The sequence below is a fragment of the Serratia sp. TSO36 genome, from assembly GCF_057808395.1.
In genome coordinates, this window is sequence record NZ_JBJZOU010000024.1 from 277,538 (window position 1) to 299,858 (window position 22,321).

At 60.4% G+C, this 22,321-nt stretch carries 21 protein-coding genes; 8 read left to right on the top strand and 13 right to left on the bottom strand.

Features of this window, described 5'->3' with window-relative positions:
• Positions 1–194: 194 nt before the first annotated feature.
• Positions 195–902 carry an acid phosphatase gene (locus ACK3CV_RS22060; protein WP_033649004.1) on the top strand — a complete coding sequence of 236 codons (708 nt, stop codon included), beginning with the start codon at positions 195–197 and terminating at the stop codon, positions 900–902.
• On the opposite strand, the gene mnmL is transcribed toward ACK3CV_RS22060, so the two are convergent.
• Positions 897–1,829, bottom strand: coding sequence for a tRNA modification radical SAM protein MnmL/YtqA (gene mnmL / locus ACK3CV_RS22065; RefSeq protein ID WP_047570430.1), 933 nt, complete (start codon positions 1,827–1,829; stop codon positions 897–899). The two genes, ACK3CV_RS22060 and mnmL, sit on opposite strands and share 6 nt — an antisense overlap.
• A 691-nt stretch (positions 1,830–2,520) precedes the next feature.
• Between mnmL and gltB the strand changes: the two genes are divergently transcribed.
• The 3 genes from gltB to ACK3CV_RS22080 all read left to right on the top strand — a co-directional run bounded on the left by gltB (position 2,521) and on the right by ACK3CV_RS22080 (position 9,059).
• Positions 2,521–6,981, top strand: a complete 4,461-nt coding sequence (gltB, locus tag ACK3CV_RS22070) for a glutamate synthase large subunit (protein ID WP_033649002.1) — start codon at positions 2,521–2,523, stop codon at positions 6,979–6,981.
• Positions 6,982–6,995: 14 nt separating this feature from the next.
• Positions 6,996–8,414 (top strand): glutamate synthase small subunit, encoded by a 1,419-nt coding sequence (locus ACK3CV_RS22075; RefSeq protein WP_033649001.1) that lies wholly within the window; start codon positions 6,996–6,998, stop codon positions 8,412–8,414.
• A 165-nt stretch (positions 8,415–8,579) separates the two neighbouring features.
• Entirely contained in the window at positions 8,580–9,059 is a 480-nt protein-coding gene (locus tag ACK3CV_RS22080; protein ID WP_033649000.1) for a hypothetical protein, read from the top strand.
• A 63-nt stretch (positions 9,060–9,122) separates the two neighbouring features.
• On the opposite strand, the gene sspB is transcribed toward ACK3CV_RS22080, so the two are convergent.
• The 5 genes from sspB to zapE all read right to left on the bottom strand — a co-directional run bounded on the left by sspB (position 9,123) and on the right by zapE (position 12,824).
• Positions 9,123–9,623, bottom strand: coding sequence for a ClpXP protease specificity-enhancing factor (gene sspB, locus ACK3CV_RS22085; protein WP_004937084.1), 501 nt, complete (start codon positions 9,621–9,623; stop codon positions 9,123–9,125).
• Between the two features lie 5 nt (positions 9,624–9,628).
• On the bottom strand, positions 9,629–10,270 hold the full coding sequence (gene sspA / locus ACK3CV_RS22090; RefSeq protein WP_025304366.1) for a stringent starvation protein SspA: 642 nt from the start codon (positions 10,268–10,270) through the stop codon (positions 9,629–9,631).
• Between the two features lie 325 nt (positions 10,271–10,595).
• The gene (gene rpsI / locus ACK3CV_RS22095; protein WP_004937080.1) at positions 10,596–10,988 is read right to left on the bottom strand and encodes a 30S ribosomal protein S9; all 393 of its coding nucleotides are present in this window, start codon (positions 10,986–10,988) and stop codon (positions 10,596–10,598) included.
• A 15-nt stretch (positions 10,989–11,003) separates the two neighbouring features.
• Entirely contained in the window at positions 11,004–11,432 is a 429-nt protein-coding gene (rplM, locus tag ACK3CV_RS22100; RefSeq protein ID WP_004937079.1) for a 50S ribosomal protein L13, read from the bottom strand.
• Positions 11,433–11,696: 264 nt separating this feature from the next.
• Positions 11,697–12,824 carry a cell division protein ZapE gene (zapE, locus tag ACK3CV_RS22105; RefSeq protein ID WP_033648999.1) on the bottom strand — a complete coding sequence of 376 codons (1,128 nt, stop codon included), beginning with the start codon at positions 12,822–12,824 and terminating at the stop codon, positions 11,697–11,699.
• A gap of 231 nt (positions 12,825–13,055) precedes the next feature.
• Between zapE and zapG the strand changes: the two genes are divergently transcribed.
• The 3 genes from zapG to degS all read left to right on the top strand — a co-directional run bounded on the left by zapG (position 13,056) and on the right by degS (position 16,155).
• Entirely contained in the window at positions 13,056–13,457 is a 402-nt protein-coding gene (zapG, locus tag ACK3CV_RS22110; protein ID WP_004937074.1) for a Z-ring associated protein ZapG, read from the top strand.
• Between the two features lie 180 nt (positions 13,458–13,637).
• On the top strand, positions 13,638–15,008 hold the full coding sequence (degQ, locus tag ACK3CV_RS22115) for a serine endoprotease DegQ (protein ID WP_103799130.1): 1,371 nt from the start codon (positions 13,638–13,640) through the stop codon (positions 15,006–15,008).
• An 88-nt stretch (positions 15,009–15,096) separates the two neighbouring features.
• A complete protein-coding gene (gene degS, locus ACK3CV_RS22120) occupies positions 15,097–16,155 on the top strand; it encodes an outer membrane-stress sensor serine endopeptidase DegS (protein ID WP_033636127.1) in 1,059 nt (352 codons plus the stop codon).
• Between the two features lie 71 nt (positions 16,156–16,226).
• Here the strand turns inward: degS and murA are convergent, their stop codons facing one another.
• The 7 genes from murA to mlaF form a co-directional block, all read right to left on the bottom strand.
• Positions 16,227–17,486 carry a UDP-N-acetylglucosamine 1-carboxyvinyltransferase gene (gene murA, locus ACK3CV_RS22125; protein ID WP_004937068.1) on the bottom strand — a complete coding sequence of 420 codons (1,260 nt, stop codon included), beginning with the start codon at positions 17,484–17,486 and terminating at the stop codon, positions 16,227–16,229.
• A 55-nt stretch (positions 17,487–17,541) separates the two neighbouring features.
• Positions 17,542–17,796: a BolA family iron metabolism protein IbaG gene (gene ibaG / locus ACK3CV_RS22130; protein WP_004937066.1), complete on the bottom strand. Its 255-nt coding sequence runs from the start codon at positions 17,794–17,796 to the stop codon at positions 17,542–17,544.
• A 140-nt stretch (positions 17,797–17,936) separates the two neighbouring features.
• Positions 17,937–18,239, bottom strand: a complete 303-nt coding sequence (mlaB, locus tag ACK3CV_RS22135; RefSeq protein WP_016930202.1) for a lipid asymmetry maintenance protein MlaB — start codon at positions 18,237–18,239, stop codon at positions 17,937–17,939.
• Positions 18,239–18,868 carry a phospholipid-binding protein MlaC gene (gene mlaC / locus ACK3CV_RS22140; protein ID WP_033636128.1) on the bottom strand — a complete coding sequence of 210 codons (630 nt, stop codon included), beginning with the start codon at positions 18,866–18,868 and terminating at the stop codon, positions 18,239–18,241. Before mlaC ends, mlaB begins: the two co-directional genes overlap by 1 nt.
• Positions 18,869–18,882: 14 nt before the next feature.
• The gene (mlaD, locus tag ACK3CV_RS22145; protein WP_033636129.1) at positions 18,883–19,431 is read right to left on the bottom strand and encodes an outer membrane lipid asymmetry maintenance protein MlaD; all 549 of its coding nucleotides are present in this window, start codon (positions 19,429–19,431) and stop codon (positions 18,883–18,885) included.
• A 4-nt stretch (positions 19,432–19,435) separates the two neighbouring features.
• Positions 19,436–20,218: a lipid asymmetry maintenance ABC transporter permease subunit MlaE gene (mlaE, locus tag ACK3CV_RS22150; protein ID WP_004937059.1), complete on the bottom strand. Its 783-nt coding sequence runs from the start codon at positions 20,216–20,218 to the stop codon at positions 19,436–19,438.
• 4 nt (positions 20,219–20,222) lie between these two features.
• Entirely contained in the window at positions 20,223–21,038 is an 816-nt protein-coding gene (gene mlaF, locus ACK3CV_RS22155; protein ID WP_028127533.1) for a phospholipid ABC transporter ATP-binding protein MlaF, read from the bottom strand.
• A 303-nt stretch (positions 21,039–21,341) separates the two neighbouring features.
• Between mlaF and ACK3CV_RS22160 the strand changes: the two genes are divergently transcribed.
• Positions 21,342–22,319: a calcium/sodium antiporter gene (locus tag ACK3CV_RS22160; RefSeq protein WP_025160120.1), complete on the top strand. Its 978-nt coding sequence runs from the start codon at positions 21,342–21,344 to the stop codon at positions 22,317–22,319.
• The last annotated feature ends 2 nt before the right edge of the window (positions 22,320–22,321 follow it).

The following is a 22,321-nucleotide window of genomic DNA, read 5'->3' on the forward strand; positions in this document are numbered from 1 at the left end:
AGCCGCTTGAGAAGGCCTTTCCGTTAATATATTAATGATGCACCGTGCATGACGCATGCTTTAGCAGACACGGATAGCGAAGCCCTGAGGCTTGAAGTAAGGGAAAGGATGTTATCCCGCGGTTTACTTTCACCGGCAGCAGCGTTGTGGCCAGCCCGGCAGGCTTCCTCATTTCCCTGACGTGAGGATTGACCATGTTAACCATCTATCGCACTACCCTGTTCGTCCTGTCTTTGACCGTTATTTTGCCCCTGAAGGCCGCCACTGCCGTGACCGGCTATCTGAGTGCAGAGCAACGGCAAATCGCCACGCTGTTGCCGCCGCCGCCTTCAACGGATACGCCGCAGAATCGGGCGGATCTGCAGGCAGTGCTGGCCATTCAGGCTAACCGCACGGCGGAACAAATCGCCAAAGCCAAGCGGGATGACCACCTGGAAGACGCCGCCTTCCCCTTCGCCCGCGAGATCTTCGGCCCGACCTTTACCGTCGATCGCCATCCGCTCACCGCCGCCCTGTTCCGCCGGGTCTATCAGGACTTTGAACAAAGCCTGATGCCCGCCAAGGCCTTCTATGGCCGCCCGCGCCCCTATGAGGCCGACAGCCGCGTGAAACCGCTGCTGCCGCCGCCGGAAGGCGATTCCTACCCTAGCGGACACGCGATGGACAGCTACCTAACGGCACTCCTGTTGGCGCAGATGGTGCCGGAAAAACGCAGCGCGCTGTTTGAGCGGGCGGCAAGCAATGCGCAAAGCCGGGTGATTGCCGGCGTTCACTACCCGAGCGATCTTGAAGGCGGCAAGTTGGCGGCGACGGCGCTCGCCGCACGACTGCTGGCGAATCCGCAGCTGCAGGCCGATCTGCAGCGCGCCCGCGTGGAGGTGCGCGCCAACCTGCAGTTATAACGTCGGTGAATAATGCAGGGCGGCATCCAGCGCGCTGCCCTGCCCGCCGTATTGCTGCAGATAAGCGCCCACCGCCTGCATGCCGCGCCAGCGGTTTTCGCACCACAGCGGCGCCAGCAGCGTAGGCCGACGGGCGCTGGCGGACAGGCGGTGATACACCACCTCGCCCGGCGTGTGGCGGATCATCTCCCCGGCGCTGACGGCGTAATCTTCCAGCGCCAGTTCGGGCAAGCGCCCGGCGCGCCACGCGCGGGCCAGGGTGCTGCCGGTAACAACGTGCAGCGGATGCAGCTTGATGCCATCCACGCCGCTCTCCACCACCCGCTGCAGCGTGAGCAGATGATCGCGCTGGGTTTCTCCCGGCAGCCCGACGATCAGATGGCAGCACACCTTCAGCCCGCGCTGCCGAGCCCGTTGCGCGGTCTGCTGATAGCAGCGGAAATCATGGCCGCGGTTGATGCGTTTGAGCGTTTTATCGTGCGCCGTCTGCAGCCCCAGTTCCAGCCACACTTCATAACCCTCTTCGCGATACCCCGTCAGCAGATCCAATGCGGCGGGCGGCACGCAGTCCGGGCGAGTGCCGACGCACAGGCCGACCATGTCGCTCTGCGCCAACGCCTGCCGATACATCGACGCCAGCAGTTCGACCTCCGCATAGGTGCTGGTATAGGCCTGAAAATAGGCCAGATAGCGCCGCGCCCGGTCGACCCGCGCGGCCTGTTGCGCCAGCTGTTCGGCGATACTTTGCCGCTGCATCGCCTCATCGGCGAACGAAGCGACGTTGCAAAACGTACAACCGCCGCGCCCCAACGTGCCGTCGCGGTTAGGGCAGCTGAATCCGCCATGCAGCGTGAGTTTATGGATCTTTTCGCCATGGCGGCGCTGGAGATCTGCGCCAAACATATTGACTAATTGCGGCAACTGCATAATCTTGGTGATTCTCTGTGTTCAAAGCCGCGATGCTAATAAGAAACGGCTTTTCCCGCGATGACAGAGATCAACGCTTTCCCCGCAAGGCGCCACCAAGCATAACTATTCATCATAAACGCAAATAAATTCACTATAATTCTGATGAATTATTCTAATCGTCACGCAACCGTTAACGGCAATATGACAACACGGTGAAAAATAGTCATAAACATCAACCAAGCAATATCTTATAGAATAAAACTCTGCCATTAACCCCCGCACTAGCATGGTGCAGAGATTAAGGGGTTGCACTATAGTGAGACAGCTCACACTTCTGCGGGGATCGGCGTTGCCCCACGATAGTGCAAAAATGCATTAAATACCTTATTTTTCAAATAAATAAATACCATAAATTCGATAAGAATCTATCTTAAGCCCACATTTGACCTGCGAATTCTTTCTCGCTAAGTTGGAAGTCCGCTGGAAGCTTTCTGGACGGGCAAACGTCTCGTCATATTTATGCAGTAATTGAAGACTCCCTCTTAAAACAAGTCCTATACCACTTGTGAGACCGTCACGAGAGGCCATTGATGGAGGGCGGAAAAGCAGATTGGCGGGGTTAACTTGCTGATTGGACTTCTGCCTGAAATTGGGAAGCCCCCTCGCAGTAGGTTGTGAGAGTCACGCAGAGCCTGGGGAGGTTCACGATATGTTGTACGATAAATCCCAAGAGAGGGACAACTGTGGTTTCGGCCTGATCGCCCACATAGAAGGCGAACCTAGCCACAAGGTGGTGCGCACCGCCATTCACGCGCTGGCCCGCATGCAGCACCGCGGCGCGATCTTGGCCGACGGCAAGACCGGCGACGGCTGCGGCCTGTTGCTGCAAAAACCCGATCGCTTCTTCCGCATGGTGGCGGAAGAGCGCGGCTGGCGTTTGGCCAAGAACTACGCCGTCGGCATGATGTTCCTCAGCCAGAATGAAGAGGAAGCGCGCCTCAGCCGCCGCATCGTGGAAGAAGAGCTGCAAAACGAAACGCTGTCGATCGTCGGCTGGCGCGAAGTGCCAACCAACCCGGACGTGCTGGGTGAAATCGCCCTCTCCTCCCTGCCGCGCATCGAGCAAATCTTCGTTAACGCCCCCGCCGGCTGGCGCCCGCGCGATATGGAGCGCCGCCTGTTCGTGGCGCGCCGCCGCATCGAGAAACGCGTGCAGGACAACAGCTTCTACGTCTGCAGCTTCTCCAATCTGGTGACGATCTATAAAGGCCTGTGCATGCCTGCGGATCTACCGCGCTTCTATCTCGATCTGGCGGACCTGCGCCTGGAATCGGCCATTTGCCTGTTCCACCAGCGCTTCTCCACCAACACTGTGCCGCGCTGGCCGCTGGCGCAGCCGTTCCGCTACCTGGCGCACAACGGCGAAATCAACACCATCACCGGCAACCGCCAATGGGCGCGTGCCCGTACCTACAAATTCCAAACGCCGCTGATCCCGGATCTGCAGGCCGCCGCGCCGTTCGTCAACGAAACCGGCTCCGACTCCAGCTCGCTGGACAACATGCTGGAGCTGCTGCTGGCGGGCGGGATGGATCTCATCCGCGCCATGCGCCTGCTGGTGCCGCCGGCCTGGCAGAACAACCCGGACATGGACGGCGATCTGCGCGCCTTCTTCGACTTCAACTCGATGCACATGGAGCCGTGGGACGGCCCGGCCGGCATCGTGATGTCCGACGGCCGCTACGCCGCCTGTAACCTCGATCGCAACGGCCTGCGCCCGGCGCGCTATGTGATCACCAAAGACAAGCTGATCACCTGCGCCTCCGAAGTCGGCATCTGGGATTACCAGCCGGATGAAGTGGTGGAAAAAGGCCGCGTCGGCCCCGGCGAGCTGATGGTGATCGACACCCGCAGCGGCCGCATCCTGCACTCGGCGGAAACCGACAACGATCTGAAAAGCCGCCACCCGTATAAAGAGTGGATGGAGAAAAACGTCAAACGTCTGGTGCCGTTCGAAGATCTGCCGGACGATCAGGTCGGCAGCCGCGAACTCGACGACGCACAGCTCGAAACCTACCAGAAACAGTTCGGCTACAGCAGCGAAGAGCTGGATCAGGTGATCCGCGTGCTGGGCGAGATCGGCCAGGAAGCCACCGGTTCGATGGGCGACGATACCCCGTTCGCCGTGCTCTCCAGCCGGCCGCGCATCGTTTACGACTATTTCCGCCAGCAGTTCGCGCAGGTCACCAACCCGCCGATCGATCCGCTGCGCGAAGCGCACGTCATGTCGCTGGCCACCAGCATCGGCCGTGAAATGAACGTGTTCTGCGAAGCCGAAGGCCAGGCGCACCGCCTGAGCTTCAAATCGCCGATCCTGCTGTACTCCGATTTCAAACAGCTCACCACGCTGGAAGGCGAATACTATCGCGCCGAGACGCTCGATCTGACCTTCGATCCGCAGCAGCAGGATCTGGAGCAGACCATTCGCGCCCTGTGCGACGAAGCGGAACGCAAGGTGCGCGAAGGCGCGGTGCTGTTGGTGCTGTCCGACCGCGCCATCGCGCCCGGCCGCCTGCCGGTCCCGGCCCCGATGGCGGTCGGCGCCGTGCAAACCCGCCTAGTTGAGAAAAGCCTGCGCTGCGACGCCAACCTGATCGTTGAAACCGCCAGCGCCCGCGATCCGCACCACTTCGCCGTGCTGCTCGGCTTCGGCGCGACCGCCATCTACCCGTACCTGGCCTATGAAACCCTGGCCAAGCTGGTGGACAGCCAGGCGATCGACAAGAAATACCGCGACGTGATGCTGAACTACCGCAACGGCATCAATAAAGGCCTGTACAAGATCATGTCCAAAATGGGCATCTCGACCATCGCCTCTTACCGCTGCTCCAAGCTGTTCGAAGCGGTCGGCCTGCATCGCGATCTGGCGGATCTGTGCTTCCAGGGCGTGGTCAGCCGCATCGGCGGCGCCAGCTTCAGCGACTTCCAGCAGGATCTGCAGAACCTTTCCAAGCGCGCCTGGCTGAAACGCAAACCGCTGGAGCAAGGCGGCCTGTTGAAATTCGTGCACGGCGGCGAATACCACGCCTACAACCCGGACGTGGTGAACTCGCTGCAAAAAGCGGTACACAGCGGGGAATATAGCGACTATCAGGCCTACGCCAAGCTGGTGAACGAGCGGCCGGTCGCCATGCTGCGCGATCTGCTGGCCATCACGCCGAAAGGCGAACCGATCCCGGTCGATCAGGTTGAACCGGCGGAGTCGCTGTTCAAACGCTTCGACACCGCGGCGATGTCGATCGGCGCACTGAGCCCGGAAGCGCACGAATCGCTGGCGATCGCCATGAACGGCCTCGGCGGCTTCTCCAACTCCGGCGAAGGCGGCGAAGATCCGGCGCGCTACCGCACCAACAAGGTGTCGCGCATCAAACAGGTGGCCTCCGGCCGCTTCGGCGTGACGCCGGCCTACCTGGTGAACGCCGACGTGATCCAGATTAAGGTGGCGCAGGGCGCCAAACCGGGCGAAGGCGGCCAGCTGCCGGGCGACAAGGTGACTCCGTACATCGCCAGACTGCGTTACTCGGTGCCGGGCGTAACGCTGATCTCCCCGCCGCCGCACCACGACATCTACTCGATCGAAGATCTGGCGCAGCTGATCTTCGACCTGAAGCAGGTCAACCCGAAAGCGGTGATCTCGGTGAAACTGGTGTCCGAACCGGGCGTCGGCACCATCGCCACCGGCGTGGCGAAAGCCTATGCCGATCTGATCACCATCGCCGGTTACGACGGCGGCACCGGCGCCAGCCCGCTGTCCTCGGTGAAATACGCCGGCTGTCCGTGGGAACTGGGCCTGGTGGAAACCCAGCAGGCGCTGGTGGCCAACGGCCTGCGCCACAAGATCCGCCTGCAGGTGGACGGCGGCCTGAAAACCGGCGTCGACATCGTCAAGGCTGCGATCCTGGGCGCGGAAAGCTTCGGCTTCGGCACCGGGCCGATGGTGGCGCTGGGCTGTAAATACCTGCGCATCTGCCACCTCAACAACTGCGCGACCGGCGTTGCGACTCAGGACGACAAGCTGCGCCGCGATCACTACCACGGCCTGCCGGAACGCGTGACGAATTACTTCCAGTTTATCGCGCGTGAAACCCGCGAGATCATGGCGCAGCTGGGCGTGAGCCAACTGGTGGATCTGATCGGCCGCACCGAGTTCCTGACCGAGCTGGACGGCATCTCCGCCAAGCAGAACAAGCTGGATCTGTCGCCGCTGCTGAAAACCGCCACGCCGCATCCGGGCAAAGCGGTGTACTGCACCGAAAGCAGCAACCCGGCGTTCGACAAGGGCTTGCTCAACAAAGAGCTGCTGGCGCAGGCGCAGCCGCATATCGAAGCGAAGCAGGGTAAAACCTTCTACTTCGACATTCGCAACACCGACCGCTCCGTGGGCGCCATGCTGTCCGGCGCTATCGCCGACGTGCACGGCGATCAGGGCATGGCGGCCGATCCGATCAAGGCGCACTTCTCCGGCACCGCCGGGCAGAGCTTCGGCGTCTGGAACGCCGGCGGCGTCGAGCTGACCCTGACCGGCGACGCCAACGACTATGTCGGCAAAGGCATGGCCGGCGGCAGCATCGCGGTGCGTCCGCCGATCGGCTCCGCCTTCCGCAGCCATGAAGCCAGCATCGTCGGCAACACCTGTCTGTACGGCGCCACCGGCGGCAAGCTGTTCGCCGCCGGCCGCGCGGGCGAACGCTTCGCGGTGCGCAACTCCGGCGCCATCACCGTGGTGGAAGGCATCGGCGACAACGGCTGCGAATACATGACCGGCGGCATCGTCTGCGTGCTGGGTAAAACCGGCATCAACTTCGGTGCGGGCATGACCGGCGGCTTCGCCTACGTGCTGGACGAAGACGGCGAGTTCCGCAAGCGCGTGAACCCGGAGCTGGTGGAAGTGCTGGATGTCGATCAGCTGGCGATCCATGAGGAGCACCTGCGCGGCCTGATCACCGAACACGTGCAGGCGACCGGCTCTTCCCGCGCGGAAGAGATCCTGGCCAACTGGCCGGAGTGGGCGCCGAAGTTCGCCCTGGTCAAACCGAAGTCCAGCGATGTCAAAGCGCTGTTGGGTCACCGTAGCCGTTCCGCAGCCGAGCTGCGGGTGCAGGCGCAGTAAGAGGTAGGTCATTAATGAGCCAGAACGTTTATCAATTTATCGACCTGCAGCGTGTTGATCCGCCAAAGAAACCGCTGAAGATCCGCAAAATCGAGTTCGTCGAGATCTACGAACCGTTTTCGGAAACCCAGGCCAAGGCCCAGGCTGACCGCTGTCTGTCCTGCGGCAACCCGTATTGCGAGTGGAAGTGCCCGGTGCACAACTACATCCCGAACTGGCTGAAGCTGGCCAACGAAGGCCGCATCATGGAAGCGGCGGACCTGGCGCATCAGACCAACAGCCTGCCGGAAGTGTGCGGCCGCGTGTGCCCGCAGGATCGCCTGTGCGAAGGCTCCTGCACCCTGAACGACGAGTTCGGCGCGGTCACCATCGGCAATATCGAGCGCTACATCAGCGATAAGGCCATCGAAATGGGCTGGAAGCCGGACATGTCGCACGTGCAGCCGACCGGCAAGCGCGTGGCGATCGTCGGCGCCGGCCCTGCCGGGCTGGCCTGCGCCGACGTGTTGACCCGTAACGGCGTCAAAGCGGTGGTGTATGACCGTCATCCTGAGATCGGCGGCCTGCTGACCTTCGGCATCCCGGCCTTCAAGCTGGAAAAGGAAGTGATGGTCAAACGCCGCGGCATTTTCAGCGAGATGGGCATCGAGTTCCAGCTGAACACCGAAGTGGGCAAAGACGTCAGCATGGAGACCTTGCTGAGCGAGTACGATGCGGTATTCCTCGGCGTCGGCACCTATCAGTCGATGCGCGGCGGCCTGGAGAACGAGGAAGCGCAGGGCGTGTACGACGCGCTGCCGTTCCTGATCGCCAACACCAAGCAGCTGATGGGGTATGAAGCCGATCAGCACGAGCCTTACGTCAGCATGGAGGGCAAGCGGGTGGTGGTGCTGGGCGGCGGCGATACCGCCATGGACTGCGTGCGCACCTCGGTGCGCCAGGGCGCGACGCAGGTCATCTGCGCCTACCGCCGCGACGAAGCCAACATGCCGGGCTCCAAGCGCGAAGTGAAGAACGCCCGGGAAGAAGGGGTGGACTTCCAGTTCAACCTGCAGCCGCTGAGCATCGAACTGAACAGCGCCGGCCGCGTGGCCGGGGTGAAAATGGTGCGCACCCAGCTGGGCGCGCCGGATGCCAACGGCCGTCAGGCGGCGGAGCAGGTACCGGGTTCCGAACACGTGATCGACGCGGACGCGGTGGTGATGGCGTTCGGCTTCCGCCCGCACCGCATGGACTGGCTGGCGGCGCACGACGTGCAGCTCGATAAACAGGGCCGCATCCTGGCGCCGGAAGGTAGCGACAACGCGTTCCAGACCAGCAACCCGAAAATCTTCGCCGGCGGCGACGCGGTGCGTGGCTCCGACCTGGTGGTGACAGCGATCGCCGAAGGCCGCAAAGCGGCAGATGGCATCATGAACTACCTGGAAGTGTAAACCTTCCGTACCATCGGAGGCCCGGCATATTGCCGGGCCTCCGTTTTTAGCCTGCCACGCTTTGTCACTCCTCCCCCTCTCCTCACCGTCTCAACGCGCTATAGTATTGAGTTGGCACCATTGCGGGGCGCGGCTGCGCCTGACACCGAGATAAGGATAGCGAACATGAAATGCTCCATTTCCCTGTTGGCCGGCGCGCTGCTGGCCGTCAGTTTCAGCGCTTCAGCCATGGCGCTGGATTCGCAGGAGGTTGGTTACAATATCGAAGCGCGCGGCGCGCGGCCGGTCGTGGCTCAGTTAGGCAAGGCCGGGCAGTTCAACGCCGTGGAAAACAGCATCCGGCTGGGGGACGACAATTGGATTGCCCTGGCGCCCAAGCTGGCCGGCGGCGGCAATGCCGGCTTTACCGCCGGCATCAAATCGGCCCTCTCCGCCGCCCTGATCTACAATCCGGCGGCGGTGTTGCAGGCGCTCAACAAAGGCAACGATCTGCCGCTCAATGACATTTGCACCGCGCCGCCGGAAGTGCAAGGCGACACCGCCGTCACCAGTTTCCGCCAGCGCGCAACCCGTGCCTTGTCCACCGTGCGCGTAGGCGATCTCAGCGCGCCGCGCGATGCCTGCATTGCCGCCTTGAAAGGCTGATTCATTTCTGCCGGGCAAAAAAAAAGCACCCCATGAGGTGCTTTTTCGTTTGTTCGCGCGGGCTTATTTCACCACGCGCAGCGCCGGGCGGCCACCGCGCGGCGGCTGCGGCGGTTCGTCGTCCGGGCCGTTGTCTTCCGCGGTGTCCGGGCGATCGCCGTCGATCACCGACATCAGCGTTTCCGAAGGGATCGTCTCATTGTCCAGGCCTTCGAACACGCCTTCGCTCTCGTCGTAGGCGGCTTCCGGTTCGAACATCGTGCCGGCGCCGTTTTCACGCGCATAGATCGCCAACACGGCGGCCATCGGCACCGAAACCTGACGCGGCACGCCGCCGAAGCGCGCGTTGAACTGCACGTCTTCGTTGCCCAACGCCAGGTTGCCTACCGCGCGCGGCGCGATATTCAGCACGATCTGGCCGTCACGCGCGAACTCCATCGGCACCTGCACGTCCGGGCGAGTCACGTCGACCACCAGGTGCGGCGTCAGCTGGTTATCCAGCAGCCAGTCGTAGAACGCCCGCAGCAGATACGGGCGACGCGGCGTCATCTGAGACATGTCCATCGCGCTTAGCCCCGGGTCTGCAGGCGCATTTCACGCTCGGCTTCGGTCAGGGAAGCCAGGAAGGCGTCGCGCTCGAAGACGCGGGTCATGTAGCCTTTCAGCTCTTTGGAGCCGGCACCGCTCAATTCGATGCCCAGCTGCGGCAGACGCCACAACAGCGGCGCCAGGTAGCAATCCACCAGGCTGAACTCTTCGCTCATGAAATACGGCGTCTGACCGAAGATCGGCGCGATCGCCAGCAGCTCTTCACGCAGTTGGCGACGGGCGGATTCCGCTTCCTGACCGCTGCTCTTCTCGATCTTGTCCATCAGCGAGTACCAGTTCTTCTCGATGCGCAGCATCATCAGACGGCTCTCGCCACGGGCAACCGGGTAAACCGGCATCAGCGGCGGGTGCGGGAAACGCTCATCCAGGTATTCCATGATGATGCGGGATTCATACAGGGTCAGTTCGCGATCGACCAGCGTAGGCACCGTCTGGTAAGGGTTGAGGTCAATCAGATCTTGCGGCAGGTTATCCATTTCGACCTGCTCGATCTCGACGCTGACACCTTTCTCCGCCAGTACGATGCGTACTTGATGGCTAAAAATGTCGGTCGGGCCAGAGAACAGCGTCATTACCGAACGTTTGTTGGCAGCGACAGCCATGAAAACCTCCAAGTTATCTAGAAAATACTGCGAATAGCCAACTGACAGGCTGCTATCCTGAATAATCTTGCCGCAGGCCGGCAGCACGCAGCGCGACCCGAGCCCATGAAAAACCGGCCCAGGGGGTCAACTGCACGGCGAACAGGCGCAAAAGTGGGTGATAGTTTACCAGATTTTGCTTGTTTTGTGGGGGCGGTGCGGCGAATTCATGTTGAATTGTCTGATATGCCACAGATTTTAGTCGGGGATGGCGGATTTCAGGCATAAAAAAACCCGGTGAAGCACCGGGTTTTTTGCGTAAATCGCACTGCCGAAGCAGCGAAAATTAACGCTTGGAGAACTGCGGACGACGACGTGCTTTACGCAGACCGACTTTCTTACGTTCAACCTGACGAGCGTCACGGGTGACGAAGCCAGCTTTACGCAGTTCAGAACGCAGAGTCTCATCGTATTCCATCAGTGCACGGGTGATACCGTGACGGATAGCGCCAGCTTGACCGGAGATACCACCACCTTTAACGGTGATGTACAGATCCAGTTTGCCAACCATGTCGACCAGTTCCAGCGGCTGACGAACTACCATGCGGGCAGTTTCGCGACCGAAGTACTGTTCCAGGCTGCGCTGGTTGATAACGATGTTACCGTTGCCCGGCTTGATGAAGACGCGAGCGGCGGAGCTTTTGCGGCGACCAGTGCCGTAGTATTGATTTTCAGCCATTGCCATTAATCCCGATTAAATGTCCAGAACTTGCGGTTGCTGTGCCGCGTGATTGTGCTCGGTGCCCGCGTAAACTTTCAGTTTACGGAACATAGCACGACCCAGCGGGCCCTTTGGCAGCATGCCTTTAACCGCGATTTCAATCACGCGCTCAGGACGGCGGGCAATCATCTCTTCAAAGGTCGCTTGCTTGATACCACCGATGTGGCCGGTGTGGTGGTAGTACACTTTGTCTGTACGCTTGTTGCCGGTTACAGCAACTTTGTCAGCATTCAGAACGATGATGTAATCACCGGTATCCACGTGCGGGGTGTATTCCGCTTTATGCTTGCCGCGCAGGCGACGAGCCAGTTCAGTAGCGAGACGGCCTAAAGTTTTACCATCTGCATCAACAACGTACCAGTCGCGTTTTACGGTTTCTGGTTTAGCTGTAAAAGTTTTCATTAGAAAGCTTACCCAATAATTAGTTACACGTTGGTGAACACCCAAACGCTCGAAAACAGTTGAGGCTCACACGACCATACAAGTCCAGCAAACCTACCCCTTCGAATAGCCATTGCCGGCACTATAAAGTTTTTGGGAAAAAAAACTTTGTTGTAACGTGGGGTCGCAAGATTATAGAGAAGTCGCTCACAAAGATCGAACGGTTTTTGAATGGAAAATAAATTTATCGCCGGCGGCAGGCAACCGGCGATAGGCCCGGCGGACTCAGGGCAGATGCGGCAGCTTGAGGTACTCTTCGCTCTGCATTTCCTGCAGGCGCGACAGGCAGCGCTGGTACTCGAACTTAAGCCGTTCCCCCTGGTAGATCTCGAACATCGACGCCTCGGCGCCGATCACCAGCTTGACGTGCCGCTCGTAGAATTCGTCCACCAGCGCCAGGAAACGGCGCGCGGTATTCTCTTTCAGCGGCCCCATCACCTGCACATTATACAGGATCACGCTGTGATACAGCCGCGACAGCGCAATGTAATCCAGCTGGCTGCGCGCCTCTTCGCACAGCGTGTGGAAATCCACCGCCAGCACGCCGTCCACCGAACGAATGGCCTGCAGCGGCCGATGGTTGATCTGCAGCACCGGCGCCTCCTCCCCCGCCTTGCCCGCCAGTTTGACGAACATCCGATCCAGGGTCGCGCGCGTCTGGTCGTTCAGCGGCGTCAGATAGAGGTGAGCCTGGGTCAGGGTGCGCAGACGATAGTCGATGCCGGCGTCGACGTTCATCACGTCGCAGAACTCGTTGATCAGATCGATAGCCGGCAGGAAACGCGCCCGCTGCAGGCCGTTGCGATACAGATCGTCCGGCGGGATGTTCGACGTGGCCACCAGCGTGATGCCGCGGGCGAACAGCGCCTGCAGCAGCGTGGCCAGCAGCATGGCGTCGGTGATGTCGGACACGAAGAATTCGTCGAAGCACAATACGTCGGTTTCGGCCTTGAAGCCGTCGGCGACAATGTCCAGTGGGTTTTCCCGCCCTTGCAGCTCGGTCAGCTCTTCATGCACCCGCAGCATGAAGCGGTGGAAGTGCAGACGCATTTTGCGATCGCCCGGCAGGCTGTGGAAGAACATGTCCATCAACCAGGTTTTGCCGCGCCCGACGCCGCCCCACATATACAGCCCCTGCACCGGGCGCTGCGGCGCCGTTTCGCCGCCTTTGCCCAGCAAACGGCTGAGCTTGCCGCGCAGCCCGCCGGCCGGCGCGCTCGCCGCCGGTTTTTGCAGCAAGGCCTGATAAATGCGATCCAGTTGAGTGACGGCCCGGCGTTGAACCTCATCGGCCTGATATTCCCCCGCCTCCAGCGCCTGCTGGTAGCGAGATAACGGTGATAGTGCCTGCATCTGTTCGATGTTCCCTAAGAACGCTTAGAAATTATTTAGCCAACGTTGGCGGCAAGTTGATGCCGATTCGCACCGTTATCGCCACAAATGCCCGCTGCGGGCGCCGCTGAAAACCCTGTAAACACTGGGTGGAAGCGCATCAGGATTCCACTCTGACAAGGTTAACGGTTATAGTGGATATTATTAAGTGAAAAATCCCTGCGGAACAACGAAGTCAAAATAGGAGTCATCATGACCTGGGAGTATGCGCTGATTGGTTTGGTCGTCGGTATCGTGATTGGTGCGGTGGCGATGCGTTTTGGCAACCGTAAATTACGTCAACAACAAGTCCTGCAGAACGAGCTGGACAAGAGCAAAACCGAGCTGGAAGAGTACCGTCAGGAGCTGGTCGGCCACTTTGCCCGCAGCGCCGAGCTGCTGGACAACATGGCGCGCGATTATCGTCAGCTGTATCAGCATATGGCGAAAAGCTCCAACAACCTGCTGCCGGATCTGCCGATGCAGGAGAACCCGTTCCGCTATCGCCTGACCGAAGCGGAAGCGGACAACGATCAGGCGCCGGTGGAAATGCCGCGCGACTATTCTGAAGGGGCCTCCGGCCTGCTGCGCGGCCAAAGCGCGCGCCGCGACTGATACCCCTTCTTCACCCGCGGGGCCACCCGCGGGTTTAACCCCGTTTGTGCCTTATTGACCTTCCTTCGCATTACCTTTACTGAACTTTGCACGCAAATTCACGGTCTTACCCTTCACTATGACAAGGTGATTGCCTTATCATCAAATTTTCATCGGCAGGTATTGAGAGAGTTATCATCAATGAAGAAAAAGTCGTTAATTCTTAGTGCATTGGCAATGAGCCTCGGCCTGGCGCTCAGCGCCGCACCGGTGGCCAACGCGGCCCTGCCCGTCGCCGTTCAGGGGCAGCCGCTGCCGAGCCTGGCGCCGATGCTGGAAAAAGTCTTGCCCGCCGTCGTGAGCGTGCATGTCGCCGGCACCCAGGTGCAGCGTCAACAGCTGCCGGAAGAGTTCAGACGCTTCTTCGGCCCCAATTTCCCCGGTCAGCAGCAGAGCTCTCGCCCGTTTGAAGGGCTGGGCTCCGGCGTCATCATCGACGCTGCCAAAGGCTACGTGCTGACCAACAACCACGTCATCAACAACGCCGATAAAATCCGCGTGCAGTTGAACGACGGCCGCGAACTGGATGCCAAACTGGTCGGCCGCGATGAGCAATCCGACATCGCCCTGCTGCAGCTCAGCGACACCAAAAACCTGACCGCCATCAAGATGGCCGATTCCGATCAGCTGCGCGTCGGCGACTTCGCCGTGGCGGTCGGCAACCCGTTTGGCCTGGGCCAAACCGCCACCTCCGGCATCATTTCGGCATTGGGCCGCACCGGCCTGAATCTGGAAGGGCTGGAAAACTTCATTCAGACCGACGCCTCGATCAACCGCGGCAACTCCGGCGGCGCGTTGGTTAACCTGAACGGCGAGCTGATCGGCATCAATACCGCCATTCTGGCGCCGAGCGGCGGCAACGTCGGCATCGGCTTCGCCATTCCGAGCAATATGGCGCAGAACCTGAGCCAGCAGCTGATCGAATTCGGCGAAGTGAAACGCGGCCTGCTCGGCATCAAGGGCAGTGAAATGACCCCGGACATGGCTAAAGCCTTCAACACCGACGCGCAGCGCGGCGCCTTCGTCAGCGAAGTGCTGCCGAAATCCGCCGCCGCCAAGGCCGGCATCAAAGCCGGGGATATTCTGGTTTCCGTCGACGGCAAGCCGGTGAACAGCTTCGCCGAACTGCGCGCCAAGGTCGGCACCACCGCGCCGGGCAAAACCCTCAAGGTGGGCCTGCTGCGCGACGGCAAACCGCAGGAAGTCTCGGTCACGCTGGACAACAGCGAGAGCGCCTCGACCAATGCCGAAACGCTGACGCCGGCGCTGCAGGGGGTTTCCCTCAGCAACGGCGCGCTGCCGAGCGGCGACAAGGGCGTGAAGGTGGAGAACGTGGATAAAGGCTCGACGGCAGCGCAAATCGGCCTGCAAAAAGGCGACGTGATCATCGGCGTCAACCGCCAGCGCGTGGACAGCATCACCGCGCTGCGCAAGGTGCTGGAAGCCAAACCGCCGGTGATGGCGCTCAATATCGTGCGCGGTAACGAAACCATTTATCTGCTGCTGCGTTAATTTGTGCAAAAACCGGGCTCGGTGGCATACTGCGCCCGGTTAACTCATGCTATCCTCCGAACATCGTTCACCACACCACGAAAACTCCATGTTTGCTAAGCTCTTGCGTTCTGTCGTTATCGGTCTCATCGTTGCCGGCCTGCTGTTGGCCGCTCTGCCCGTGCTGCGCTCTTCCAACGGCCTGTTTGCAGAGAAAACCGAGAATACCAGCGACGAAACGCCGGTGAGCTACAACAAAGCGGTGCGCCGAGCCGCGCCCGCCGTGGTGAACATCTACAACCGCAACCTGAACGGCGCCGCCAACGTGCTGTCGCTCGGTTCCGGCGTGATCATGAACGAACGCGGCTATATCATCACCAACCGCCACGTGATCAAAGACGCTCAGCAGATCACCGTGGTGTTGCAGGATGGCCGCCGCTACGAAGCGCTGCTGGTCGGCTCCGACGGCCTGACCGATTTGGCGGTGCTGAAGATCGATCCCGGCAACCTGCCGGTGATCCCGACCAACAAAAATCGCGTTGCCCACGTCGGCGACGTGGTGCTGGCAATCGGCAACCCGTACAACCTGGGGCAGACCGTGACTCAGGGCATCCTCAGCGCCACCGGGCGTATCAGTATGAGCACCACCGGCCGGCAGACATTCCTGCAGACCGATGCCTCAATCAACCGCGGCAACTCCGGCGGCGCGCTGGTCAACTCGCTGGGCGAGCTGATCGGCATCAACACCCTGACCTATGACAAAATCACCGACGGCGAAACGCCGGAGGGCCTCGGCTTCGCCATTCCGATCGAACTGGCCACCAAAATCATGGACAAGCTGATCCGCGACGGCCGCGTTATCCGCGGCTATTTCGGCATTCAGGGCAAAGAAATCATTCCGCTGCGTTCCTCCAATTCCGGCATCGATCGCCTGCAGGGCATCATCGTGACCGAAATCACGCCGAACGGCCCGGCGAGCAGCGCCGGTTTCCAGATCAACGACATCATCATCAACGTGGATAACAAACCGGCGGTGTCCGTGCTGGAGACCATGGATCAAGTGGCGGAGATCAGGCCAGGCACCGAGATACCGGTTATCGTGCTGCGCGACGGCAAACGCATTACGTTGAAAATGACGGTGGGCGAATTCCCGGAAGACAACAATTAAAAAAGGGCCGGCATTGATAGCCGGCCCTTTGATTTTCATCCTGCCGACGCAGCCGCGCCGGCGCTAATGACTTACTCGCCTTTCACGCGCTCGATGTTAGCACCCAGCGCGCGCAGCTTGTCTTCAATACGCTCATAGCCGCGATCGATGTGGTAGATGCGATCGACGACGGTCACGCCGTCGGCGATGCAGCCGGCGATCACCAGGCTGGCGGAAGCGCGCAGATCGGTCGCCATCACCTGAGCGCCGGACAGCTGTTCAACGCCATGGCAGATCACGGTGTTGCTCTCGATTTCCGCGTGCGCGCCCATGCGGATCAGTTCCGGCACGTGCATGAAGCGGTTTTCGAAGATGGTCTCGGTGATGACGCCGGTGCCTTCCGCCACCAGGTTCAGCAGGCTGAACTGGGCCTGCATGTCGGTCGGGAAGCCCGGGTGAGGCGCGGTGCGCACGGTGACCGCTTTCGGGCGTTTGCCGTGCATGTCCAGGCTGATCCAGTCTTCGCCCACTTCGATATCGGCACCGGCTTCGCGCAGCTTGGCCAGCACCGCATCCAGCGTGTCCGGACGGGTGTTGCGGCACATCACTTTACCGCCGGAAACCGCGGCGGCGATCAGGAAGGTGCCGGTTTCGATGCGGTCAGGCAGCACGCGGTACACGCCGCCGCCCAGACGCTCGACGCCCTCGATGGTGATCTTGTCGCTGCCGGCGCCGCTGATCTTCGCGCCCAGCGTATTGAGGAAGTTGGCGGTATCGACAATTTCCGGCTCACGCGCGGCGTTCTCGATAACGGTGGTGCCGGTCGCCAGGGTCGCGGCACTCATGATGGTCACGGTCGCGCCCACGCTCACCTTGTCCATAACGATGTGCGCGCCCTTCAGGCGGCCCTCGACGGACGCCTTGACGTAGCCTTCTTCCAGCTTGATCTCGGCACCCAGCTGCTCGAGGCCGGTGATGTGCAGATCGACCGGACGCGCGCCGATCGCACAGCCGCCCGGCAGGGAAACCTGACCGCGGCCGAAACGCGCCACCAGCGGCCCCAGTGCCCAGATGGAAGCGCGCATGGTTTTCACCAGATCGTAAGGGGCGCAGAACTCGTTCACGCCGCTGGCGTCCACGAAGACCGAACCGTTGCGCTCAATCTTGGTACCCAACTGGTTGAGTAGTTTAATGGTGGTGTCGATGTCCTTCAGCTTGGGGACATTCTGCAGCTCGACCGGCTCTTCCGCCAACAGGGCGGCGAACAGGATCGGCAGGGCGGCGTTTTTGGCCCCGGAAATAGACACTTCACCGCTCAGGCGGGTCCGACCCTGCACACGAAATTTATCCATCTGACTACTCTCTGTTATCTAATCTGAAGCTGCCCGCCCGGCAGGGCAAACAGCCTTAAAATCCGTTGAGTTTGCGGTCTCGCTGCCACTCTTCAGGGGTGTACGCCTTGATAGACAAGGCATGAATGCGGTTGTCCGCAATGTATTCCATCAGCGGTGCGTAAACCGTCTGCTGTTTTTTGACGCGGCTCATGCCGGCGAACAATTCGCCGACCACGATCGCCTGAAAATGGCTGCCGTCGCCCGTCACATGTACTTCATCCAGTGCCAATGCCTGCATCAGCACGTCTTTAATCTCGTTGGTTTCCATAGTATCCAGTTCTGCCGCTAAAGGATCATAAACAGCCTAGTATCTTAGTGGAATACGATGTTTTCTTAAACTAAAGAAAAAGCCCCTGCATAACAGGGGCTTTGTATCGTTTTACCACGCAAGGGCGGCGTAAAACGCCGCTAACCGGCGGTATCGACAGGCATTATCGCCTGCAGGTTGTAGAGCGCAATCAGCGTTTTCAGGCGCTCGGTGGCGCCGAAAATTTTCAGCGCGACGCCGCGCTCGCGCTGCTCTTCCTGCAGATGCAGCAACAGCGCCAGCCCGGCGGAGTCTACGCGCTGCAGTTGCGCCACGTCGATCGCGGTTTTATCCGCCATCAGCGCGTCGCGCTGCCGCCACAGCGGCTGCAGCGTTTCCCGGTCCAGTTCACCGCGCAGGATCAGCGTCTGCTGCTCTGATTCGAAGCTGAGCGCTGCCGACATCAGTTTTTCTTGTCCAGCGTGATAGGCTGCGCGGCGGCGGCCTGCAGCTGTTTGGTCAGGCCGTCGATGCCCTGAGTACGCAGCGTGGACGCCCACTCGTTCTGCTTGGTGGTGATCATGCTGACGCCTTCGGCGATCATGTCATACGCCTGCCAGTAGCCGGTTTTGCTGTTCTTGCGCCATTGGAAATCCAGACGCACCGGCGGGCGGCCGCCGTTGTCGATGATGGTGACGCGAATGGCCACGATGTCGGCATTGCCCAGCGGCTGTTCAGGCGCGATCTGGTAAGTCTGGCCGTGATACATCGCCAGCGCCTGGCCGTAAGCCTGCTCCAGGTAAGCCTGGAAGGCGGTGAAGTAAGCTTCGCGCTGCGCAGGCGTCGCCTCTTTGTAGTAGCGCCCCAGCACCAGCGCGCCGGCGTATTTCACCTGCACGAACGGCATCAGTTCCTGATGCACGATGGAGCGCAGGTAGTTCGGGTCCTGCTTGATCTTCGGCTGTTCATTCTTCAAACGACTGAAGGTCTTCTGCGCCGCTTCTTGCATCATGCTGTAAGGATTGGTTTGGTCGGCTGCGCTCGCCAGCGGTGCAACCACCAGCAGAGCCACCATCAGTAAACGTTTAAACATGCAGGTATCCTCTCTTAATGATTTGGAACAGCGGGTTGCGGTGCGGCGCCGGCAGCCGGCTCAGCGGCCGCGTCTCCCGGTTTGGCGCTGTCCTGACCGCCGCTTTTATACAGGAACTGGCCGATCAGGTCTTCCAGAACCATGGCTGATTTGGTGTCCTGAATGGTGCCGCCGTCTTTCAGGATGGCGGTGCCCATATCAGGATCTTCGAAGCCCACGTTAAGCGCCAGATATTGCTCGCCCAGCAGGCCGGAGGTGCGGATCGCCAGCGAGCTGGTATCCGGGATTTGGTCGTACTTTTTCTGGATATCCAGCGCCACGCGCGGCGTGTAGGTTTTCGAATCGAGTTCGATGTCCGCCACGCGGCCGATCACCACGCCGCCAATCTTCACCGGCGAACGCGGTTTCAGGCCGCCGATGTTGTCGAACGTCGCGTAAATGCGGTAGGTCGGCTCGCTGCCGATCGATTTAAGGTTCGCCACCTGCAGGCAGATAAACACGATGGCGCACAGCGCGATCAGCATAAATGCCCCAACCCAGATTTCACTCTTCTTCGTTTGCATCGAATCAATTCCCAAACATCAGTGCTGTCAGCACGAAATCCAATCCCAACACCGCCAGTGACGAATGCACCACGGTACGCGTCGTCGCCCGGCTAATCCCTTCAGAGGTAGGCACGGCGTCGTACCCGTTGAAAATGGCAATCCAGGTTACGGTAATGGCGAATACCACGCTTTTGATCAGGCAGTTGAGCAGATCTTTTTTCCACTCTACGGCGCCCTGCATCGCCGACCAGAAGAAGCCGCTGTCGATGCCCTTCCAGTCCACGCCGACCACCGAGCCGCCCCAGATGCCGATCGCCACGAAAATGATGGTCAACAGCGGCATGCTGATCAGCCCCGCCCAGAAGCGCGGCGCCACGATGCGCCGCAGCGGATCGACCGCCATCATTTCCAGGCTGGAGATCTGCTCCGTCGCCTTCATCAGGCCGATTTCCGCCGTCAGCGCGGAACCGGCGCGGCCGGCGAACAGCAGCGCCGTCACCACCGGCCCCAGCTCGCGCAGCAGCGACAGCGCCACCATCATGCCGAGGCTGGCCTCGGCGCTGTAGGTGGTGAGCACGATATAACCCTGCAGGCCCAGCACCATGCCGATGAACAGCCCGGAGACCATGATGATCAGCAGCGACTGCACGCCGACGCTGTAGAGCTGTTTCAACAACAGCGGCCACTGCTTGCCGGGTTCCGGCCGGCCAATCAACGCGTTGAACAGCATCAACCCGGCGCGGCCGAAGCTGGCGCTGGTGTTGATGCCACTGCGCCCCAACGACGCTAACGCTCTTAATAACATGAGCTTATTTACTCCCTAAGCCTAGCAGTTCGGTCTGATAATCCCCGGCCGGATAGCGGAACGGCACCGGCCCATCCGCTATACCATCCAGAAACTGGCGCACGCGCGCATCAGGATTGTTCTGCAATTGCTGCGTGGTGCCTTCGGCGATCACCCGGTGATCGGCCACGATATAGGCGTAGTCGGCGATGCTCAGCACCTCCGGCACGTCGTGCGACACCACGATGCAGGTAATGCCCAGCGCATGGTTCAGCTCATCGATCAGCTTGACCAGCACCCCCATGGTGATCGGATCCTGGCCGACGAAAGGTTCGTCGAACATGATCATCTCAGGGTCCAGCGCGATCGCGCGCGCCAACGCCGCCCGGCGCGCCATGCCGCCGGAAAGCTCATTGGGCATCAGCTGGGCCGCGCCGCGCAGCCCCACCGCTTCCAGCTTCATCAGCACCGTGCTGCGCAGCAGGGGTTCAGGCAGGTTGCTGTGCTCGCGCAGCGGGTAGGCCACGTTTTCGAACACGGTCAAATCGGTGAACAGCGCGCCCGACTGGAACAGCATGCTCATCTTTTTGCGCGCGTCGTATAACTGACGGCGGGACAACGCGGGAATGTTGTCGCCGTCGAACCAAATCTCCCCGCTGTCCGGCGCCAGCTGGCCGCCTATCAGGCGCAGCAGCGTGGTTTTGCCGATGCCCGATGGCCCCATGATCGCCGTGACCTTACCGCGAGGCACCGTCAGGTTGATGTCTTCAAATATCCGTCGGTCGCCGCGCGAGAAGCTCATGTCGCGCACTTCGACCAAATTATCTGCCTTTTGGAGCATGTTAATGGACCCTTTACGACTCATCTTTTGCTGAATCTACCCGTGATGTTAAAGCAATGGGCGCAATCCGTCTCATCTTTACAAAAACTTACTGCCATTTCGCAACCAATGGTGCCATTGGTTTTACTTTTCCGCGCCACCCGGTCAAAATTGGCGCCATAACGAAAAAAAACGAAACTGTTCAACTATTAGCCGGGAAAAACCGTTGCTGCGGCTCACACGCGCGCAACGGAGGGCAAGCAATACCGCCGCATTGACGGCTTTAACCAACGAACCGGGATAATACCCGACAAAGGACCCTGCATGTTTCTCGCGATAGCATTATTAATCGTTGGTTTATTTCTACTGGTGTATGGTGCAGACCGCTTAGTTTATGGTGCTGCCGTGATTTCCCGCTCGCTCGGCGTCCCGCCGTTGATCATCGGCATGACCATCGTCGGCATCGGCACTTCGCTGCCGGAGCTGATCGTGTCCACCACCGCCGCGCTGAACGGGCAGATAGATATGGCCGTTGGCAACGTATTAGGTTCCAACATCACCAACATCTTATTGATCCTGGGTGTGGCGGCGCTGATTCACCCGCTGGCCGCGCGTTCCGAGATACTGCGGCGCGAACTGCCGTTGATGTTAGCGGTCACAGTATTGTGCGGTTTCGTGTTGATGGATGGCACCCTGAGCAGGCTGGACGGCGTGCTGCTGCTGGCCGCCGCCGCCGGCTTCATCCTGCTGATGCTGAAAATCGCCCGGCTGGCGCAGCGCGAGGGCAGCGACAGCCTGACCATGGAGCAGATCGCCGAGCTGCCGCAGGACAGCAGCAACACTGTGGCGGTGCTGTGGCTGGTGCTGGCGTTTATCATTCTGCCGCTCTCTTCCAGAATGGTGGTCGATAACGCGACGGTGATTGCGCACTATTTCGGCCTGAGCGAACTGGTGGTCGGCTTGACCATTATCGCCATCGGCACCAGCTTGCCCGAATTGGCCACCTCCATCGCCGGGGCGCTGAAGGGCGAGGATGATATGGCGATTGGAAATATCATCGGCTCCAATATTTTCAACACGGTGATCGTGCTGGGCGTCCCCGCCCTGCTGTCGCCGGGCAGCGTAGACGCCGCCGCCTTCCAGCGCGATTACTGGGTGATGCTGGCGGCCAGCGTGCTGCTGAGCGTACTGTGCATCGGCCGCAAGCATCGCATCGGTCACCTGGCGGGCGCGCTGTTATTATGTGGCTTTATTGCGTATCTTGCGGTGCTGTTCTTTAACCCTTTCAGTACTTTCGGCTAAAC